Source organism: Enterococcus sp. RTP21361st1_A6_RTP21361_211029, assembly GCF_040910045.1.
GTDB classification, from domain to species: Bacteria; Bacillota; Bacilli; order Lactobacillales; family Enterococcaceae; genus Enterococcus_D; species Enterococcus_D gallinarum.
On the sequence record NZ_JBDGBK010000012.1, the window covers coordinates 23,825 to 39,689 of the forward strand.

The 15,865-nt window shown below is 37.4% G+C and carries 20 protein-coding genes; 4 read left to right on the top strand and 16 right to left on the bottom strand.

The window, feature by feature from the left end:
- The first annotated feature begins 255 nt into the window (after positions 1-255).
- From AB5Z52_RS03515 to AB5Z52_RS03530, 4 genes are all read left to right on the top strand, one after another.
- Positions 256-438 carry a hypothetical protein gene (locus AB5Z52_RS03515; protein WP_137264353.1) on the top strand — a complete coding sequence of 61 codons (183 nt, stop codon included), beginning with the start codon at positions 256-258 and terminating at the stop codon, positions 436-438.
- A gap of 17 nt (positions 439-455) precedes the next feature.
- Complete coding sequence (locus AB5Z52_RS03520; RefSeq protein ID WP_137264352.1) at positions 456-1,013, top strand: GNAT family N-acetyltransferase; 558 nt, start codon at positions 456-458, stop codon at positions 1,011-1,013.
- A gap of 265 nt (positions 1,014-1,278) precedes the next feature.
- Positions 1,279-2,241 carry a hypothetical protein gene (locus tag AB5Z52_RS03525; RefSeq protein ID WP_368243294.1) on the top strand — a complete coding sequence of 321 codons (963 nt, stop codon included), beginning with the start codon at positions 1,279-1,281 and terminating at the stop codon, positions 2,239-2,241.
- Positions 2,242-2,255: 14 nt separating this feature from the next.
- Positions 2,256-2,732: a DUF3139 domain-containing protein gene (locus AB5Z52_RS03530; protein ID WP_368243292.1), complete on the top strand. Its 477-nt coding sequence runs from the start codon at positions 2,256-2,258 to the stop codon at positions 2,730-2,732.
- Positions 2,733-2,777: 45 nt separating this feature from the next.
- On the opposite strand, the gene AB5Z52_RS03535 is transcribed toward AB5Z52_RS03530, so the two are convergent.
- From AB5Z52_RS03535 to AB5Z52_RS03610, 16 genes are all read right to left on the bottom strand, one after another.
- Positions 2,778-3,488 carry an NlpC/P60 family protein gene (locus AB5Z52_RS03535; RefSeq protein ID WP_368243291.1) on the bottom strand — a complete coding sequence of 237 codons (711 nt, stop codon included), beginning with the start codon at positions 3,486-3,488 and terminating at the stop codon, positions 2,778-2,780.
- A gap of 212 nt (positions 3,489-3,700) precedes the next feature.
- Positions 3,701-3,832, bottom strand: coding sequence for a hypothetical protein (locus AB5Z52_RS03540; RefSeq protein ID WP_368243290.1), 132 nt, complete (start codon positions 3,830-3,832; stop codon positions 3,701-3,703).
- Between the two features lie 43 nt (positions 3,833-3,875).
- Positions 3,876-4,178: a holin gene (locus AB5Z52_RS03545; protein ID WP_317738676.1), complete on the bottom strand. Its 303-nt coding sequence runs from the start codon at positions 4,176-4,178 to the stop codon at positions 3,876-3,878.
- Positions 4,179-4,190: 12 nt separating this feature from the next.
- Positions 4,191-4,658, bottom strand: coding sequence for a hypothetical protein (locus tag AB5Z52_RS03550; protein ID WP_317738675.1), 468 nt, complete (start codon positions 4,656-4,658; stop codon positions 4,191-4,193).
- A 74-nt stretch (positions 4,659-4,732) separates the two neighbouring features.
- Complete coding sequence (locus tag AB5Z52_RS03555; protein ID WP_368266829.1) at positions 4,733-5,239, bottom strand: hypothetical protein; 507 nt, start codon at positions 5,237-5,239, stop codon at positions 4,733-4,735.
- Positions 5,175-5,363 (bottom strand): hypothetical protein, encoded by a 189-nt coding sequence (locus AB5Z52_RS03560; protein ID WP_156137044.1) that lies wholly within the window; start codon positions 5,361-5,363, stop codon positions 5,175-5,177. The genes AB5Z52_RS03555 and AB5Z52_RS03560 overlap by 65 nt, the downstream gene beginning before the upstream one ends.
- Before the next feature lie 19 nt (positions 5,364-5,382).
- A complete protein-coding gene (locus AB5Z52_RS03565) occupies positions 5,383-7,443 on the bottom strand; it encodes a hypothetical protein (protein WP_368243288.1) in 2,061 nt (686 codons plus the stop codon).
- An 11-nt stretch (positions 7,444-7,454) separates the two neighbouring features.
- Positions 7,455-10,352 carry a phage tail spike protein gene (locus AB5Z52_RS03570; RefSeq protein ID WP_368243287.1) on the bottom strand — a complete coding sequence of 966 codons (2,898 nt, stop codon included), beginning with the start codon at positions 10,350-10,352 and terminating at the stop codon, positions 7,455-7,457.
- Positions 10,349-11,083 (bottom strand): phage tail protein, encoded by a 735-nt coding sequence (locus AB5Z52_RS03575; protein ID WP_368243285.1) that lies wholly within the window; start codon positions 11,081-11,083, stop codon positions 10,349-10,351. The genes AB5Z52_RS03570 and AB5Z52_RS03575 overlap by 4 nt, the downstream gene beginning before the upstream one ends.
- The gene (locus tag AB5Z52_RS03580; RefSeq protein WP_368243283.1) at positions 11,073-13,232 is read right to left on the bottom strand and encodes a phage tail protein; all 2,160 of its coding nucleotides are present in this window, start codon (positions 13,230-13,232) and stop codon (positions 11,073-11,075) included. The genes AB5Z52_RS03575 and AB5Z52_RS03580 overlap by 11 nt, the downstream gene beginning before the upstream one ends.
- Positions 13,222-13,425 (bottom strand): hypothetical protein, encoded by a 204-nt coding sequence (locus AB5Z52_RS03585; RefSeq protein WP_368266831.1) that lies wholly within the window; start codon positions 13,423-13,425, stop codon positions 13,222-13,224. The genes AB5Z52_RS03580 and AB5Z52_RS03585 overlap by 11 nt, the downstream gene beginning before the upstream one ends.
- A 113-nt stretch (positions 13,426-13,538) precedes the next feature.
- Positions 13,539-14,075, bottom strand: a complete 537-nt coding sequence (locus tag AB5Z52_RS03590; protein ID WP_221686096.1) for a hypothetical protein — start codon at positions 14,073-14,075, stop codon at positions 13,539-13,541.
- Complete coding sequence (locus AB5Z52_RS03595; protein ID WP_242387752.1) at positions 14,068-14,757, bottom strand: hypothetical protein; 690 nt, start codon at positions 14,755-14,757, stop codon at positions 14,068-14,070. Before AB5Z52_RS03595 ends, AB5Z52_RS03590 begins: the two co-directional genes overlap by 8 nt.
- A gap of 1 nt (position 14,758) precedes the next feature.
- Complete coding sequence (locus AB5Z52_RS03600) at positions 14,759-15,139, bottom strand: hypothetical protein (RefSeq protein ID WP_368243281.1); 381 nt, start codon at positions 15,137-15,139, stop codon at positions 14,759-14,761.
- Positions 15,140-15,142: 3 nt separating this feature from the next.
- Positions 15,143-15,541, bottom strand: coding sequence for an HK97-gp10 family putative phage morphogenesis protein (locus AB5Z52_RS03605; protein ID WP_368243280.1), 399 nt, complete (start codon positions 15,539-15,541; stop codon positions 15,143-15,145).
- Positions 15,541-15,858 carry a phage head-tail adapter protein gene (locus AB5Z52_RS03610; protein WP_368243279.1) on the bottom strand — a complete coding sequence of 106 codons (318 nt, stop codon included), beginning with the start codon at positions 15,856-15,858 and terminating at the stop codon, positions 15,541-15,543. Before AB5Z52_RS03610 ends, AB5Z52_RS03605 begins: the two co-directional genes overlap by 1 nt.
- Positions 15,859-15,865: the final 7 nt, after the last annotated feature.

Sequence of the window (15,865 nt, forward strand, 5' to 3'; positions counted from 1 at the left end):
AAGCCCGCCGAAGCGGGCTATTTGTTTATAAAAAATACCCACTCCAAAGAGTGGGCTTCCTTGAAAGGAGATTAATGAAAAAATTGTTTATTGGGTAATTAGATTTTAAAATACAAAATGAATTTTTTCAATATCGATCTTATCAAAAATCAGCGTTTTCAGTAAAATCAACAAGTAGTCTTTAGGCGATGAAAAATTATTGATTATTTTTTTTACCGATGATATTCTTAATACAATAGAAAGGGGAGAAATAATATGGCCAATACATCTATCAAATGTACAGAAATGGTTTTTACTGACTCTAAAAGCTATAACCGATTTATGGATAGTATTTTTGGCAAAGATAAACAATTTACAAATGAAAATGCAAAAAAAACAGCAAAAAGAGTGAATGCTATTAAAACACTCAATATCGATGGAAAATCTTACAAAATCTAAGAGGTTACTAAAATCATATGTTTATTGATAATGAAGTACAAATTAAGAAGCTTTCAAACATTGATGATGAAGAAAAAGCCTTAGTACAGGCTTTTTCTTGTGGAAAACCTCATATTGATGATTACTTGAAAAATGATGCTCTAGAAGATTTACTATTTGGCATTACAAAAACTTTTCTATTTTTTATGGAAATTAAAGGTAACAAACAATTAGTGGGGTATTTCACCTTAACAACTGATAGAGTTCTGGTTACTAATAAGTCAAACATACATAAAAATTTAAAAAAATGGGATAATCCTGTAAAACGACAGTCTATACCAGGGATTCAAATTCATCATTTTGCTGTAAAAAAAGAATTGCAAAAACAGAATTATGGTATCAATTTAATGTTTTATATTTTTTCGTTTATAAAATATACAATTTTGCCTCATGTTGGCTCATGCTTAATCACAGTTCAAAGTGAAAAAGATGTCCAGAATTTCTATAAAAAAATAGGATTTGAAAAAACTGGTGAAACTAGAGATTGTAACATTAGTATGGCCTACACAACTAATCAGCTTTTTATCGAAGATTAAAAGATATTCCCTTGAATATCTTTTTTTATTATGTACAAGCCCGCCGAAGCGGGCTATTTGTTTATAAAAAATACCCACTCCGAAGAGTGGGCGATTTTGAAAGAAGAATAAATGAACACTTTTTAGATACTCATATTTTAAACCACAAAATAAGTTTTTTCAATAGAAACTGGAATCGTTTTCTATAATTTTTATTGAAAGGGAATTCATAAAATCAAATCCTAGGTGTATACTAATAAAAAAATATTTTAAAAGGAGTGATAAAATGTTACGATCAAAAAAAGTATTGTTGTTATTTGTTGCCGCATGTTTATTTTTAGGAAGTCTCATTATTCTTTTTCCCGCTAGCGCTGAAGAAACAAAAACTGATTTATCAGAAGGTACAAGCATCTCATCTGTTGTTGAGTCACCAACCCCACAAGACAATATACAAAAGCTATACGAACAAGGAATTGCTTTGGGAAAAATCAGTAGAGAAAACTATCAGTTTGAAGCGTTTAAGGAAAACTATCTGTTGAATAAAGAGACTTATGAAGAAATGAAAGATCTATTTCCTAATTATTCTTCCTATGATAATTGGTTTGCGGAAATCTTAAATTACGCAGCTTTTCCTGATGGTGAAGGACACTCTCCTAGTGAAAAAAAAGCAATGTTTGAAGAACGCGCTTCAAAGCGAGAAAATGCGGATCGATTTAAGCGTGATCTTCGTAAGGGAGATATTATTGTTGTCAGTGGCGGTATGGGGCATGCCGCAATCGCCACTAGTGATAACTATATTTTGGAAATGACTGGGGGAAAAGTAATAGATAAATGGCCGACTGGTGTCATGAAAAATAATAATCATCAATATTCAAAGCATAATTGGCTGTGGGGAAAAAAGGATCAAGAAGGTGTGAGTCCTAACAAAAATATAGATAAGTGGATACAAATCTGGCGTATTCCTAATAAAGGGATGGCTAATCAGTGTGCAACTTATGCCGATAAAACATTTTGGAACTCATCTGGTGGATACAAAAAGAATCGTTACTATGACTATTTCATTGGACCTAACACGCTATCTTTGAATCCAACTTACTGTTCAAAATTGGTCTTTCATGCTTTTTGGTATGGTAGCGGTTCAGCACCAGTCATGCAAAACTATGCTTCAGGACTTACTTTCATTGCTCCGAGTGCTCTACCTAATTTATTTACTAGTTCCTACAAACCCTATAAAGTTGGAACCTATTGAAGGAGTGTTTATTTATGAAAAAAATCAGGTTCTTTTTAATAGGATTTGTTCTTTTTGTAATAGCTGGATTATTGTTATATGTCGGTTATTTTAAATATCATGAATATACATCTGACAAAAAGATTGATGACTTTATAACCCAGATAGATAAAATTCCTAAAAAAGAAATCCTATTGGTAAAAGATATTTATCGACAATCAACCAAACAGGAAACAAATTTTTCAAAAGATATTACTACTAAAAAAGATTTTGAAAAATGGAAAAAAGAAATTAAAAAAAATGGAAAATTTTATAATGGAGATCGCCTACCTAAAAACTATTTACCGAAAGTAGAAGATTGTGAATTAATTTATAGCTTTGTGTGTCGTCTCCCAGATAAAAAAGTTGAATTTTCTTACGTGATCACTGGAACCGGTTATATAAACAGTAAAAAAATAATCAAAGAAAATTTTGCGTATCCGGATATTCCTTTTGATTATCCAGAAGAATAAATAATGTTTAAGCCCGCCATATAGACGGGCTATTTATTTTTGTTCTTAATAAAATCTTCCCCAGTAGTCAATACGTCTTCCGTTTTTACTTCTACCAGTCGCCATATAGCCATAACCATTCCCACGTTTCTGACGAATCCACACATAACCGTTCGGATCGATTTTATATGCATCGTAAATGATCACAGAACCAGCACTTATCGTCGCAATTTCTCCATTTTTCGTTGATGGACCTTTTCGAAGTTTGATTGCTGCATTCAATTTAAAATGTCCCTTTTCCGCAATCCATCCTCCTGTGGCTTGCTTAGAGCTGGTTGTTGCGGCAACGTAACGCAAATAACAATTCCACGGATAGTTGTAATAGGAGCGAACATTGGTTTCCCATCCTGTCTGATCCCCACCGCGACCACCAGTGATTCGACCTCTCTCATCAATCGATGCTTGCGCCAATTTCCCACCGCCAATATACACTGCCACATGGTTTACATCGTTTAACAAGATATCTCCTGCTTGAGGTCGACCATTGTTTGCTACAACTTTCCAGCCACGTTTTGTCAGATTAGAGCGCATATTGCCGGTATATGTAGCTGATCCAGTGTCAAAGCCTGCTTCTTTCAATGCGTGAATCACTAATGCAGAACAATCCGTTTCTCCACCATCTCGGAAATCTTGCCGATTGCTTTGGTCATAGCCAAGGCTAACTGTTTGGCACCAATAGTTCATGCGTTCGATAAATTTTTTGATACTTCCACTCATATGTACCGCCTCACTTTCATTAAAAATTTTTGATATACTCTCCTTATCAGTGAGTGGTCCACTGAAATAACTGATAAGGAGGTGAAAACTATGACTAGTCAAGATGAATTGACTCATGAGTATTTATTCACAAGGTAATTTCATCGAATACTCAAACGGTGTAAAAATACTCGTAATTTCTGGTGTAACAGAAGGAAAAGTTTATTACTATACTAATTACCCTTTGAAAGAGATTGCTCCAGATCGTTTCGCTTTTGATATTTCTTAAAACCAAAACCTTTAGCTGACCATTCCCATACCCCAGTCTTCATGGGAATGGTTACTTTATTTTGTTTGCTTTCCATGTTTATCATCCTTTCTATAAAAAAGGAGCAGCCGTTTTGGCTACTACTTCTTTTCTGTGAACTCTTGGCCATCGCCATAATCTTTTGGCGTTGCATCATTCTTAACTAATCCAGCTCCTAAATCATAGAAGCCACCTGCTGCTAGTCCTGATAAGAATCCTGCCCAACCAAATACCACCAATTGATCTGGCACCATCGAAGCCGCATAAGCCAGACCGATAACTACTCCTAATACAATATTGATAATTGGTAACCACTTATTATCTGGGATCATCTTCTTAACTAATCCTGTTACTGCCATTATGACCCCTACAATCACTGTTGCTGCTGTTAAAATGTGTTCCATATTCAATTCCTCCTAAGGTTGATCAATTTCTTTTTGTTGTAAAATGCCCTCATCTTTTACAGATAAAGAAAGAACCTTGGCATGTAACGTGTCACCTGTGCCGTTACCACCAAGATTCTTATATGCTTCAAACAAATAAATAAAATTATTTAACTCTCCAACTGTGACATACCCTCTCGTGATATATTCATCAGCTTTATTCCATATTTGGTTATGCAAAGAAGCTTTCTCTGCCTTGACGATTTTTTGACTCCGGGCTTCGGCCATCACCCGGTATTCTTCCACGCTTTGCAGACGTTTGTCTTGCTCTTTGTTCGCAGCTTCTAAAGCATTAATTGTTTGTTCTCTTAGTTCATTTTCTGCCCTTTTAGCTTTTACTAATTTTGCAATCCAATTTCCAACTCGCCATAAAGTAGCTAATAAGCCACCTCCAAATAAAGTCACAAATAAACTGTTTAGCTCCAAAAAATCTTTCACCATGTATTCCCCCAACTGAACATACGTCACCAACTTTCCTAAAATAAAAATCACACTCAAAGAGGCGCGTTTTTCTATTAACTATCAAAATATTCAGGTGTAAGGACGAGATAATTTCCCTTATCAGTCTCTTGTATGGTACTTAAGTCAAATATATCCTCAATCTCAACATTCTGATCCAACCTCTTTAGAATTTTAATATCAATCAGTTTAATTTTTTCTTCATCGCTATAATTCCAAAAATTATGGACTAACTCTTCGATTATCACCGCAATTCTAGCGATCTCATTACTAATGTTTATTAGTTTAGAGTAATCAATGACAGAGAAACGAATGTAATTCCCTATACTACTCATTTTTAATTCAATTATTCCTGAGGAGAGGATGATTAAGTTCGTTCCCTTTATTTTTTCAATATTGATTCCTTGAAACTCCATTTCTAACTCGACTAGTTTAATGGCTATTAGTATTTCCATGTTTAATTTTTCTGGCAACTCAAAATCTGCGCTTATAGATATTTTATTTCCTAACGGAGTATCTAGTATCTTTATCTTTTGTTCTTTCATCCCTAAAATTTCCATCATTGTCTCCTTCAGTTTTTATGACAATGATATCATCTTTAAGAAAATCAATAAATTGGTTCATTAACTTTCTTTCCTCTGTTCTATTTTCGTCAAACACTTTAGAAGATAAGTTTTCGATTTTCACTAAATTTCCACCCTGCTTTCTAACTAAAAAATGATAGTAAGTTAGCACCTATTTTTTCTCCCAATACTTTTCTTCCTACAGAATTGTGATGAGTTCCGTCTTGAACTGTAAAGAAATTTAGCGCATTAAATCTATTGATACCAAGTTCATAATAATTATCTATACAAAGAACTTTGTATTCTTTTGCAATATCTTTTGTTTTTTCAACATATCCGATTAAAGACCCTGTACCAGCATAATCCTTCGTGTCGCTGTCAGATTCTACTGATCCGTCCGGATTAAACCAAAGGCGATAGGTTGGTGTACAGATCAATATTTTAAGCTGTTTATATTTAGCCATAATTTTTTCAAGCGAATATCTTAAGGCACCTGAAAATGTGTCAGTGTTTAATGGATTTGATTCATCGTCTATTAAGTTTCCACCTGTGTAGTCATTCGTGCCATAAGCGATGGTGATAAAGTCTACTAAATTAAAATCAATTCCCTTCAAAACACTAAGCGTGTTATCGAAATAAGTAGGCTTGTTGTTCCATTTTTCATTGTTAACCGCTGCATCTTGCAGATTCCATTTTGTGGGATCATCATTTTCTTTGACGATTTCATCCGAAAGTCTAAACATGCTAAACGATTGCCAAGCCTCAATTTCCTGTCCTCCAGCCATTCGACAACCTCCAAAACCACAGTTGTAAACTACTGCACCAGTCACATTAGAGATGACATTTGAAACACTCGAAGCTCCTTGAGTATTGCCGAAAAGCGAATCTCCGAAATTGACTACCACTTTGCCGGACAGCGGTTTATTACTTGCAATTTCCCACTCGCCCCAAAGATTTTCCGTGTCGAAATGATAACGATGAGCTTTTTGGCTAGGGTTTTGCAGCAACGATAGAGTCTGATGGATCCAATGTCCATTTTTTTGCACCGTCAACAATAAGCTGCCATTAAACCCCACCGGAATATTTGTCGTTGTGCCAGTTAATAGATATGTGCCGCTATCGATCAAACTGTTTAGATCAACATCTTGAAAATGTCCTTTTGAATCAAAATCGGAACTTAGCTTCGAACGTGATATGCTGCTATTTTTGATCTCGGAAGATACCCATTCTGTCACACGGCTAACCGATTGCCGAACCGTGCGGAAATACTTAATCCCCGTCGCAAATTCTGTAACATTTTGGATGATATAATCATCTGTTTTGATATTTTCTAGGATCCCTGCGCCAGTTGCAAACGGCGAATCCGAAATGGTTGTGGCACTGTAAAGATAGAATCCATTTACATCTAAGACGTCTAACAGCGCCCCGCTGGCGAGAAATGTTCGATAATTAAAACTGTTGGACAACTTTGGTGAGGTAATTGCGCCATTGGCAACATTGGTCGTATTTACTCCGTTTGGACCTACAACAGCCACGCTTCCACCGGTCATCGCTGTTTTGACCTCTTGGGACAGCATAGGCATCGTGATTTGTTCGTTTCCGCCTTTGTCAACTTTTGTAGCTAAATTCTTCGCCATGCTTGCATTTGCTTGAGCTAAAGCAGTTTTATCCGCTTTAGTAGAATCTAAATTTTCTATATTTTCATTTGTTTGAGCTAAAGCAGTTTTATCCGCTTTTTTAATTTCAAGCGTGTCAATATCCGTCCGAAACTTGTTAGCATCGGATAAAACCGCAACTAACGCACTGTACTCATTTTTTTCAACAATCCCGACTGCTTGGCCAGCCAATCTTTGGACTGTCAGCTCAAATTGTTTTAAATTTGTTACTTTTCCATCTTGAATTACCTGAATACTTGCAATAACTCTTCCAGGTGTCATCATATGTTGAGGGTATTCAATTCGGTAAATGCTATTGGCTTTATCTAAAACAGAAAAAGCTGACAAATCTGCCAGCCCGCTTGCTTCATTATACCAATTAAGATTTAACATCAATCCTGGAACTTCTCCGACAACGCCTTTGTTAGTTACCAGAACAGTAAGTGTTCGCCCTTTGTAATCTCCTTGAGAGACAAATTGCTTTTCTATAAACGTATAGTTCGCATAATCAATGACTAAATCGACATCTCTAAATTGATCTAGTTCCAAGTTTATCACTCCTATTTTTGAATTGGTGGTATGACAATGGAAGAAATACCACTTGGACTGGTATACGCACGGTCAAATTTCCCGACGATCATTCCTTGTTCGGTATTTTGTTCATATGTTTGGATTCGTCCATTTTCTAATCCGCGGATCACACCTGTATGACCATAGGTATCGTCAACTCCTCCTGGCCAACCAGCCCAAGGTGCACCACGTGCAATATTAATGATGGCACCAACTTGTAATTGGGCATATGTTGGATTCTTGATTACCGTCCAGCCGACAGCGGCCCAATCATAGGCAATACCAATATCACTAGCAGCAGCGGTACTTCCCACTCCAGTTAAATGACTCATACCATATTGCGTACCAGCACCAAGACCACATCCACCCATATAACCAGAATACTCTGCGGATAGTCCATAACACTGTCCATTGCCGACCCGTTTGCCGAGTAAATCTTCTAAGTGTTCTAACCCTCGATTGGTTGTCACACCATCGAAAGGGATATACGTTTTATCCGTCAGCTTCAGTGCATCAGCTTTTTCATTTCTGAACCGATTTTGAATCCCTTCAACATAAGCAGGCGCAACCATAGAAGCCGCATTGGCGACAATATAATCACAGACTGTCATAATAAATGCCGCATCATCCCACCGATTCGCAAATTGTTGAGTAATGGTTTTAAAGAAGCCATTCGAAACAGCGGCAGGATACCAGTTTTGAATCGAAGCAAGAATGCCAAGTGTTCCAAGCCATTTTTGGCCATCGTTGAAATCAACGCCTGTACTTGCTTTCAATCCTTCGATTGCCGGTTTCAATTTTGTGCGACAGAAGTATTCGGCTTGCATTCTTGTAAATTGTTTATCATTCGCATTCCCATAAGCAGACCATGAGTTGTTAAATTCAGTCGAGCCAACAGAACCCACTAAAGCACTTCGTGCATCCGGATAATATTTTGCCAACCATGCCAAGAAATTGTCCATCTCATATACTTGCGTGAAAGAATATTTCCCATAGTTCCAACCTGCACCATCATCTAATGGCGGATGGTAATACCCGGAACTACGATCGCCCATTTCATATTTGGCAGTCAGTGCCAGTACACGCACAAAAACATCAGATAAAGTGCCACCTTCACCTGGACCAGGACCCCCATTTTGTCCAGGAATGACTTTTTGACCTTTAATCGTTAAATCACCTTGAATATCTAGGTCTCCACGATAGATTGCTTTACCATTCCCAAGCAAAGTAAAACCATACCCAGTTTTTGAAGAAATCAAAATATATTTCCCATCTCCTTCTGTTCGAATTACTAGGGAGTTATCTTCTATAGGTGTTGGCGTGACTGCATCTGGAAATGGATTACCTGCAGAATCTGTTGTACCGATAGTACCAATATTCGCACCTGATGAATTCCAAAATTCCAGCCCCTTTCGAGTCAATTCCATAATTTTTTTATTGCCATTCCATAGTTGTAACGTTCCGGAGACCATTCTAAGCAAATCTCCTACAGCGTTGAATGAACTCTCGAAAATTGCTGCACGAATCTTACCGACACGAATAAAATCGGCATTTAAGTCTCCGTTGATACTCCATGCATTAACAAACGGGCCTAACCAACCTGTTCTAGAAAATCCTAAGCCCTTATGATTAAGTGCAATCACATCTTTGGCAGTATCTCTAGAATCGGTATCCATGTAGTAAGTCGTGTGTGGTTTATTCTTCGGATACTGCAAAACACTGCCTCCCTCAACCCCATTGGTCAGATTAGTTACGTAATCAACAAATTCAGACATATAGCCTTTCTTAGTCAAGGTTTTGATTGTTTCTTGTAGCTCATAACTTTGTTTCGTATAAAACGCCATTTGAGCATCACCCGCATAAATTTTTTTATTCTTTTCAGTTAATGAATCATAAACAACACTCGTGATTTTGGTATTGATATAAATATCATAGAGCTTGTGATAAACAGAAAAGGTGTCAAATAAACCGTAATTTCGGATTTTGGCAAACTCTTTTGCTTCTTCAGAATCTGTTAATTTTTCAATTTCTAACTCAATACTAACTTTTGGTTTGTCTGAACCTGGGTTGATAGACTTAAAATAGTTTGCAGCAACTCGATTCAAACTAGCCAGATCCTTCACTCCTTGTTCCTCCGTAAATTGAATATGCTTAGCATAAACATCTGGATAGTTAGTCGCTAATTCTGACAACACTGCATCTCCATAAATTCGATCAGTCGTCCCATCATCACTGTTTTGCAAGTCAGCATAAGGTAATATCTTTGTTACAATGCTAGACCAGTCAAATTTGATTTTTAGTCCATTTAAATCTTTTCCGTATCGAACAGTACCGACATTGTCACGCCCTCTTCTTCGTAATAGAGAAAGCTTAAATGGTTCCCTTTTTATTTCTCCACCCCAATACTGAACCATACTCCCTTGTTCTCCAGAGATACAGCTCAATACATTACGAGCTTCAAAGATTGTGCTAGAAATCGTTTGTATGTCTGAAAATAACTTCACATCACTTGGCTCATCCATTCCCTTTTCAATGGCCACCATCGTCTCAGCGCCATTTTTAGAGTCAATTTCTACATGTCGAACTTCGCGATTTCCTAATTTATAGGTACGTGATTGCCCATAAATTAAGATTGTATTTGATATCGTATCTTTATAGGTATTCTTGATTTCAAAGATATGATAGTCTTCTTGATCGTTTGGCTTTACTTTTATTTGATAACCATTTTCAAAGTAGTTCGAAAATCGACTAATTAATGGATGCTCGATTTCGACCTCATATTTTCCATTCGCGTCCTCAGTCACATCACATCGAGTCGTATTGCTCATGATTCCCAACCCATTATGGCTGAAATCTTTTTCCGTTGGTTTATAGATTCTTGGCTTCAAATTTTAGTCCACCACCTTGGCATCAAATTAAATTCTTTTACATTTCCTTGCCATTTAATTGTGGTCAATCCAGTCGGCAATATAGGAAAATCTATAAACTTCGTTTTACTATCTTGCGATTCTAGAACACCATCAACAAGTCGATAAGACTCTTCAATCTGTGAGTCAATGATTATCTCATTACCAATATTGACCAGTTCAAACTTGTCATTATTGATCCAAAAAGAAATATCCCCCGAGCCTAAAATTTGAATTTTAGGCTTCGAAGGATAGTGCTCAATATTGTGTATTTTCGTCTCATTGCTCAACCATCTAAGTCCCGTTCTTGACTGCTTGAAAGGACGTAAACTGATTGTGAACTCAAACGGTATCCAATTGGCATCTTTATGTGTCCCCGTAAACACAGGCGGACTTACTACAATCGCTTGGTAAATATACTGTTCATCAAAACTGTAGGTAAAATCAGAGTAGTTTGACATATCTAGCCAAGCCCGAATACGATCCTCTAAATGTGATACATCATCTACATTATCCGCTTGTGCATTGCAAAGGATTTTCCATTCTACGTTTTTGTAGTAAGCAAAATCAACCACAACCGAATCATTTCCGGGTCTCGGCTTTAATTCTATAACACGCCCAGCAGAGAGGCGTTGTGGCCTTGAGCGTAAATAGGTATTAAATTCCTCACTATTCAACCCATTAATTTTAAATTGTCCGGGTTTAAATACCACCTAAAACGCCTCCTTTCGGTGCATCTTCTCTATCTTTTAATTCCTTTATAAATTTTACAAGCTTTTTAGCCATATCCATCAATTGGAAGTCTGTTAGTTCACCTAATGCTTGCAAAGTGATATTAAAGATATCCCCTGATTTTCTATTTTCATTGCCATTTGAAAAATCATCCGTGACAGCTTCCGAGTTCACCACATTCGGATTTATCTGACTTAAATCTACATTTGCTCCTAAACTGCTTGTATCAAAAGTGAGTTGATTAGCAGCGTTAGTCAATGCATCTTGCATGGTGTAGGCGTCTTTTTCTATTCCACTTGCAATTCCTCGTGGGATCCATTTACCAACAGCATCACGTCCCCATCTTGAAGGAGAGTGGATACCAAAGAAACCAAGAACATTATCTTTAAAACCTCCGAGAACTCCTTTGGCTGCCTCCCAGAGTCCACCAGCAGCGTTGCTAATTCCTTGACCGATTCCTTTGATAATATTCATACCGACTTCACCCCAATTAACTGAAGTGAATTCATCTATGAATCCTGTAATCAGTTTCCAACCTACGTTTCCTAATTCAGAAATGTAACTCAAAAAACCATCAATAACAGCTAGCATAATTTGTGGGATTGCCCCCACGATAGTGATAATGATCTGTGGTAAATTCTCCACCAGTGCGATAAACAAGGTAACTCCTGCATGAATTAGTTCTGGTGTTGCATCACTAAAGGCACGAACCACTGATGTGATAATCTGGGGTATAGCTTTAACAATTGCTTGAATGATCGTAGGTAATGCTTCTACCAAAGCAACCAATAGCTGAATTCCCACATCAATGATCATTGGAATAGAACCAATAAAGAAACTTACTAAGCTATTAATAATGGTGGGTAATGCTTGAATCAGCATAGGCAACGCTTGAATAAGTCCTTGAGCCAGTCCTAAAATCAGTTGCAAGGCTGCGTCTAACAGCATTGGCAAGTTACTGATCAACCCTTGAACAATCGTTATCAATGCTTGAACTGCTGCCGGAATCAAGGTAGGCAATGCTTGTGCAATACCTGTAACTAGCGCTGTAATGATTTGCATTGCTACATCGATAAATAATGGTAAATTATCAATAATTGTTTGAACCAATGTCATTAGTGTATCAATTACGACTGGAATTAATTCTGGTAGCAACGTAAGCAATGTTTGTAACACTTGACTGAAAAGATCTGTGACAGCAGAAAGTAAGGTCGGCAACAAATCCCCGATCGCATTAAGCAGTCCATTCAGCAATGGAGGTAAAGCTGATATAATATTGCCCAAAACCGGCGTAATATTTTTCACAACGTAACCGAACTGCTCTACTAGATTATCGACCAATTTACCAATATCAGCATCCGCATTCCCCATACCAGCTAAGAGATTTTGCCACGCTGATCCCATGCCAGCAATTGACCCACTGATAGTTTCAGTAGCTTCTTTTGCTGTAGTTCCAGTGATGCCCATCTCAGTTTGCATAACGTGAATGGCTTCGGTCACATCTGCAAAACTTGAAATATCATATTTTATCCCTGAAATTTTTTCAGCATCAGCCAACAAACGTTTCATTTCTTCCTGTGTACCGCCATAACCAAGCTTCAAGTTATCAAGCATTGTATAGTTTTGCTTTGCAAATCCTTGATAAGCATTTTGAATACTAGTAATATCTGATCCCATTTTATTAGCATTATCAGACATATCGGTTACAGCTTGATTCGCAACATCTGCTGCTTTTTCAGTGTCACCGCCCAAGGATTGTAGTAAGCTTGCACTAAACCCTGTGACGGTTTCCATGTATTCATTAGCTGATAATCCAGCAGTTCGGAAAGCTTCATCTGCAAACTGTTGAACTTTTTTGGAGACTCCGCCAAAAAGTGTATCTACACCACCGACAAGCTGTTCATAATCAGCGTAAGCGGATATAACCTTTTGACTAAGTCCCACCGCAGCCGCTCCAGCCACACCAGCTGCAACCGCCATACCGGCTCCCACCACTTTAAGCCCGCTACCTAGCTTACTAAACATAGAACTAGACTTCTGCGCTTTTCCTGTTGTTTCGTCGATTGCATCATTTGCTTTTTGGTTATCAGCATCAATGGTCCCAAACATTTCAAAAACATTAAATGCCAAAGTCTTCACCTCCCATGCTTTCTAACAGTGCTAAAGCATTTTTAGCGGCTGTTTGTGCCTCTGACTCTACTTGTTCCTTTGGTTTGACGCTTTCAACAATTTTTTGTTTAAAATCATTAAATGAATCAGTGCGTAAAGGATTTAATAGATAGATTTGCCATAGACGGTCATCAAACTCCGCATCAAATAGCACAGAAAGAAACTCTGGAAAGTCATTCCACTTTATTGTGGACAACAAAAAAGAGACATCGTTATATCTTCTAAATAACGTGTCTCTAAATTTATGAATTCCGCCATGATTTTGAATTAAAAGAGCAATTCTAACGCTTCTCGTAATTCCGGCTTTAAGAAAAAATCCTTCACTAACAATCCATAGGTCACAATATTAGTTTTCCCAATTTCCTCGGGTGTTTTGTCAGTTAAGTCAGCTAAAAGACTATTTAATTCGACTTTGATTTCATTCGAGTGAGCTAAAATAAATTTAACCGCCTTAGCCACAAATTCAAAGCTTTGAGCCGAAATGTCGGATTGAATAGATTTAACTTGATCCACAAGGGATTCTTGTTCTGATTCTGATTTTTTGCTTGCAACAAGGGCCAATCCTTGAGCTTTTTGAGTTTGTATTTTAGCCGCATCTTTTTGTTTTAAGAAATCAGTAACTAATTCAGTGATATTCAAGATATTTACAATTTCAATCACTTTAAAAATGTCATCAGCTTGAAGCTCCCGCATCTTATAGCCTATCAAGCGTTCTTTAATTTTATTATTTTTTTCAGCAGCTTTGATTTCAGCTGCCTTTTTTTCTGATTCTAATTGTTCGTTTGAGATTTCTTTTTTATCCATGTGTATTTTCCTCCGTTCCAGTTGGAGCTCCATCAACCCGTGTGGTAGTTTCGCTAGTTGTTCTTGCTTCTTGTGTCGATTCTTTTGGCATCAAAATCTTAACCGGTAAAGAAGTAGTAGTCACATCATTCATAGGTGTACGGGCTGCAAAAGTTAGTGGATAGATCGCTTCAGCCTTATCCTTCACTTCAAATTCCAAACCAGATGTACAAATTGCAAAATCCATAATAATTATTACCGGCTTATCAGATCCACTAATAGTACCAATATATCCAAGGTTCTCAATATAATCAGATTCTTCGATTTTCTGTTTTGGAGTGATTACATCATATCCTGCGGGATACTTCGTGTCATCTGATTCTTGTACATCTGCAAAAAGGGCCATCTTGATATTATCGCGTGTATGCTCAATAACATTAACTTCAAAGGTTCCTTCACTTGATTCGATCATATCCCCGCCAACAGGTGTTGCAAACACTCCATCAACTTCTACTTGACGTAGATTGTTTTTCAAGGACAATTTCGATCCTCCACTTGTTGCACCAAGTAAATCATATGTCCATTTTTTTGCCGTACTGTCCCAAGTTAAATTTCGAACTAATGCACCTGCATTTAGTAGATAGCGTTTTGGTGTATCTGCGGTATAGCCGCTTTTAGGTAATGTCTCGCTAGTAACTGGCATTCTAAATCCTCCAATCAAATTTGGCATATAGCCTTATATTTCGACGTTGCAAAGTGTCAGAGCCCGTTGGTACATCATTGTCCGCATCATACTGTATCTGCACCAAAAATTTATCAGTCACTTGATAAAAAGGCTCATTGTTAAATGATTCCATCATCGCTGATAATGCTTTTTCGATTGCTACGTCGCTCTTATTGTTGTCAAATAGATCAATATCAATGTAAAACCCTTGTCCTGCAAAATGAGTGGGCTCACCTGTAAGGGAGAAGGTTTGATATGGATACACAACAGTTTTATTTTTGTTTTTTAGGTAATGTGTTTCGGGGACAATTGCACTGAAAAGCCCCGTTAAATAGTTAATTACATCAATACGTTGGCTCATCAGCTAAATTCCTCCGAATATTTCTTTTGCTAACGCTTCTATCTCTGATTTATTTTTCCGAAAAGCTGGACGCAAATAGGGTTGAGGCTCTTGACCCCAGGTAAAGAACCATTCCCCACTTGGGTCTTGATACACCCAACCGCCTTTACGCCCCATTCCATTTTCAGCAAATTCACCAGTACCCATTTCTACATAAATGGCATATTCAACGTTTGTTCCTACATAACCGATCAATTCCGCCTCATCAACAACATAATCAATGGAATTCCTTAGTCTAGATGTATGAACAGCCGCTAATGCTACGGCTTGACCTTCAACTAGCATGCATGCTTGAAACAGCCATTGGATTGTTGCTTGTTTCAAAACTTCTTTGGCTTCATCGGAGTGATCAAGAAATTTCATCAAGCCCACCTCTTACAATAAATCTCAAGGTGATCAGATAATTCCATTACATCATCGACATAGGTTATTTCGTATTCAATGCCTGATCTTGGGTTAAGAATGCGATCGGTAGATAATATTTCAAAGCTTGTGTCTTCTGTAATAAGCACGTGACTAGAAGTAGCCAATAAACTATTCTGATAGTTTTGTTCATCAGACCCAGTAAGCATATCTAGCCACCCAAAAATTCTATGAACCGTCTGCCATTCAATGATAGGCCGATTCAATTCATCTTTGTCACCAGTTTCCTGTTCACGCCTGATTTCAAAAGGAAACATCGAATCA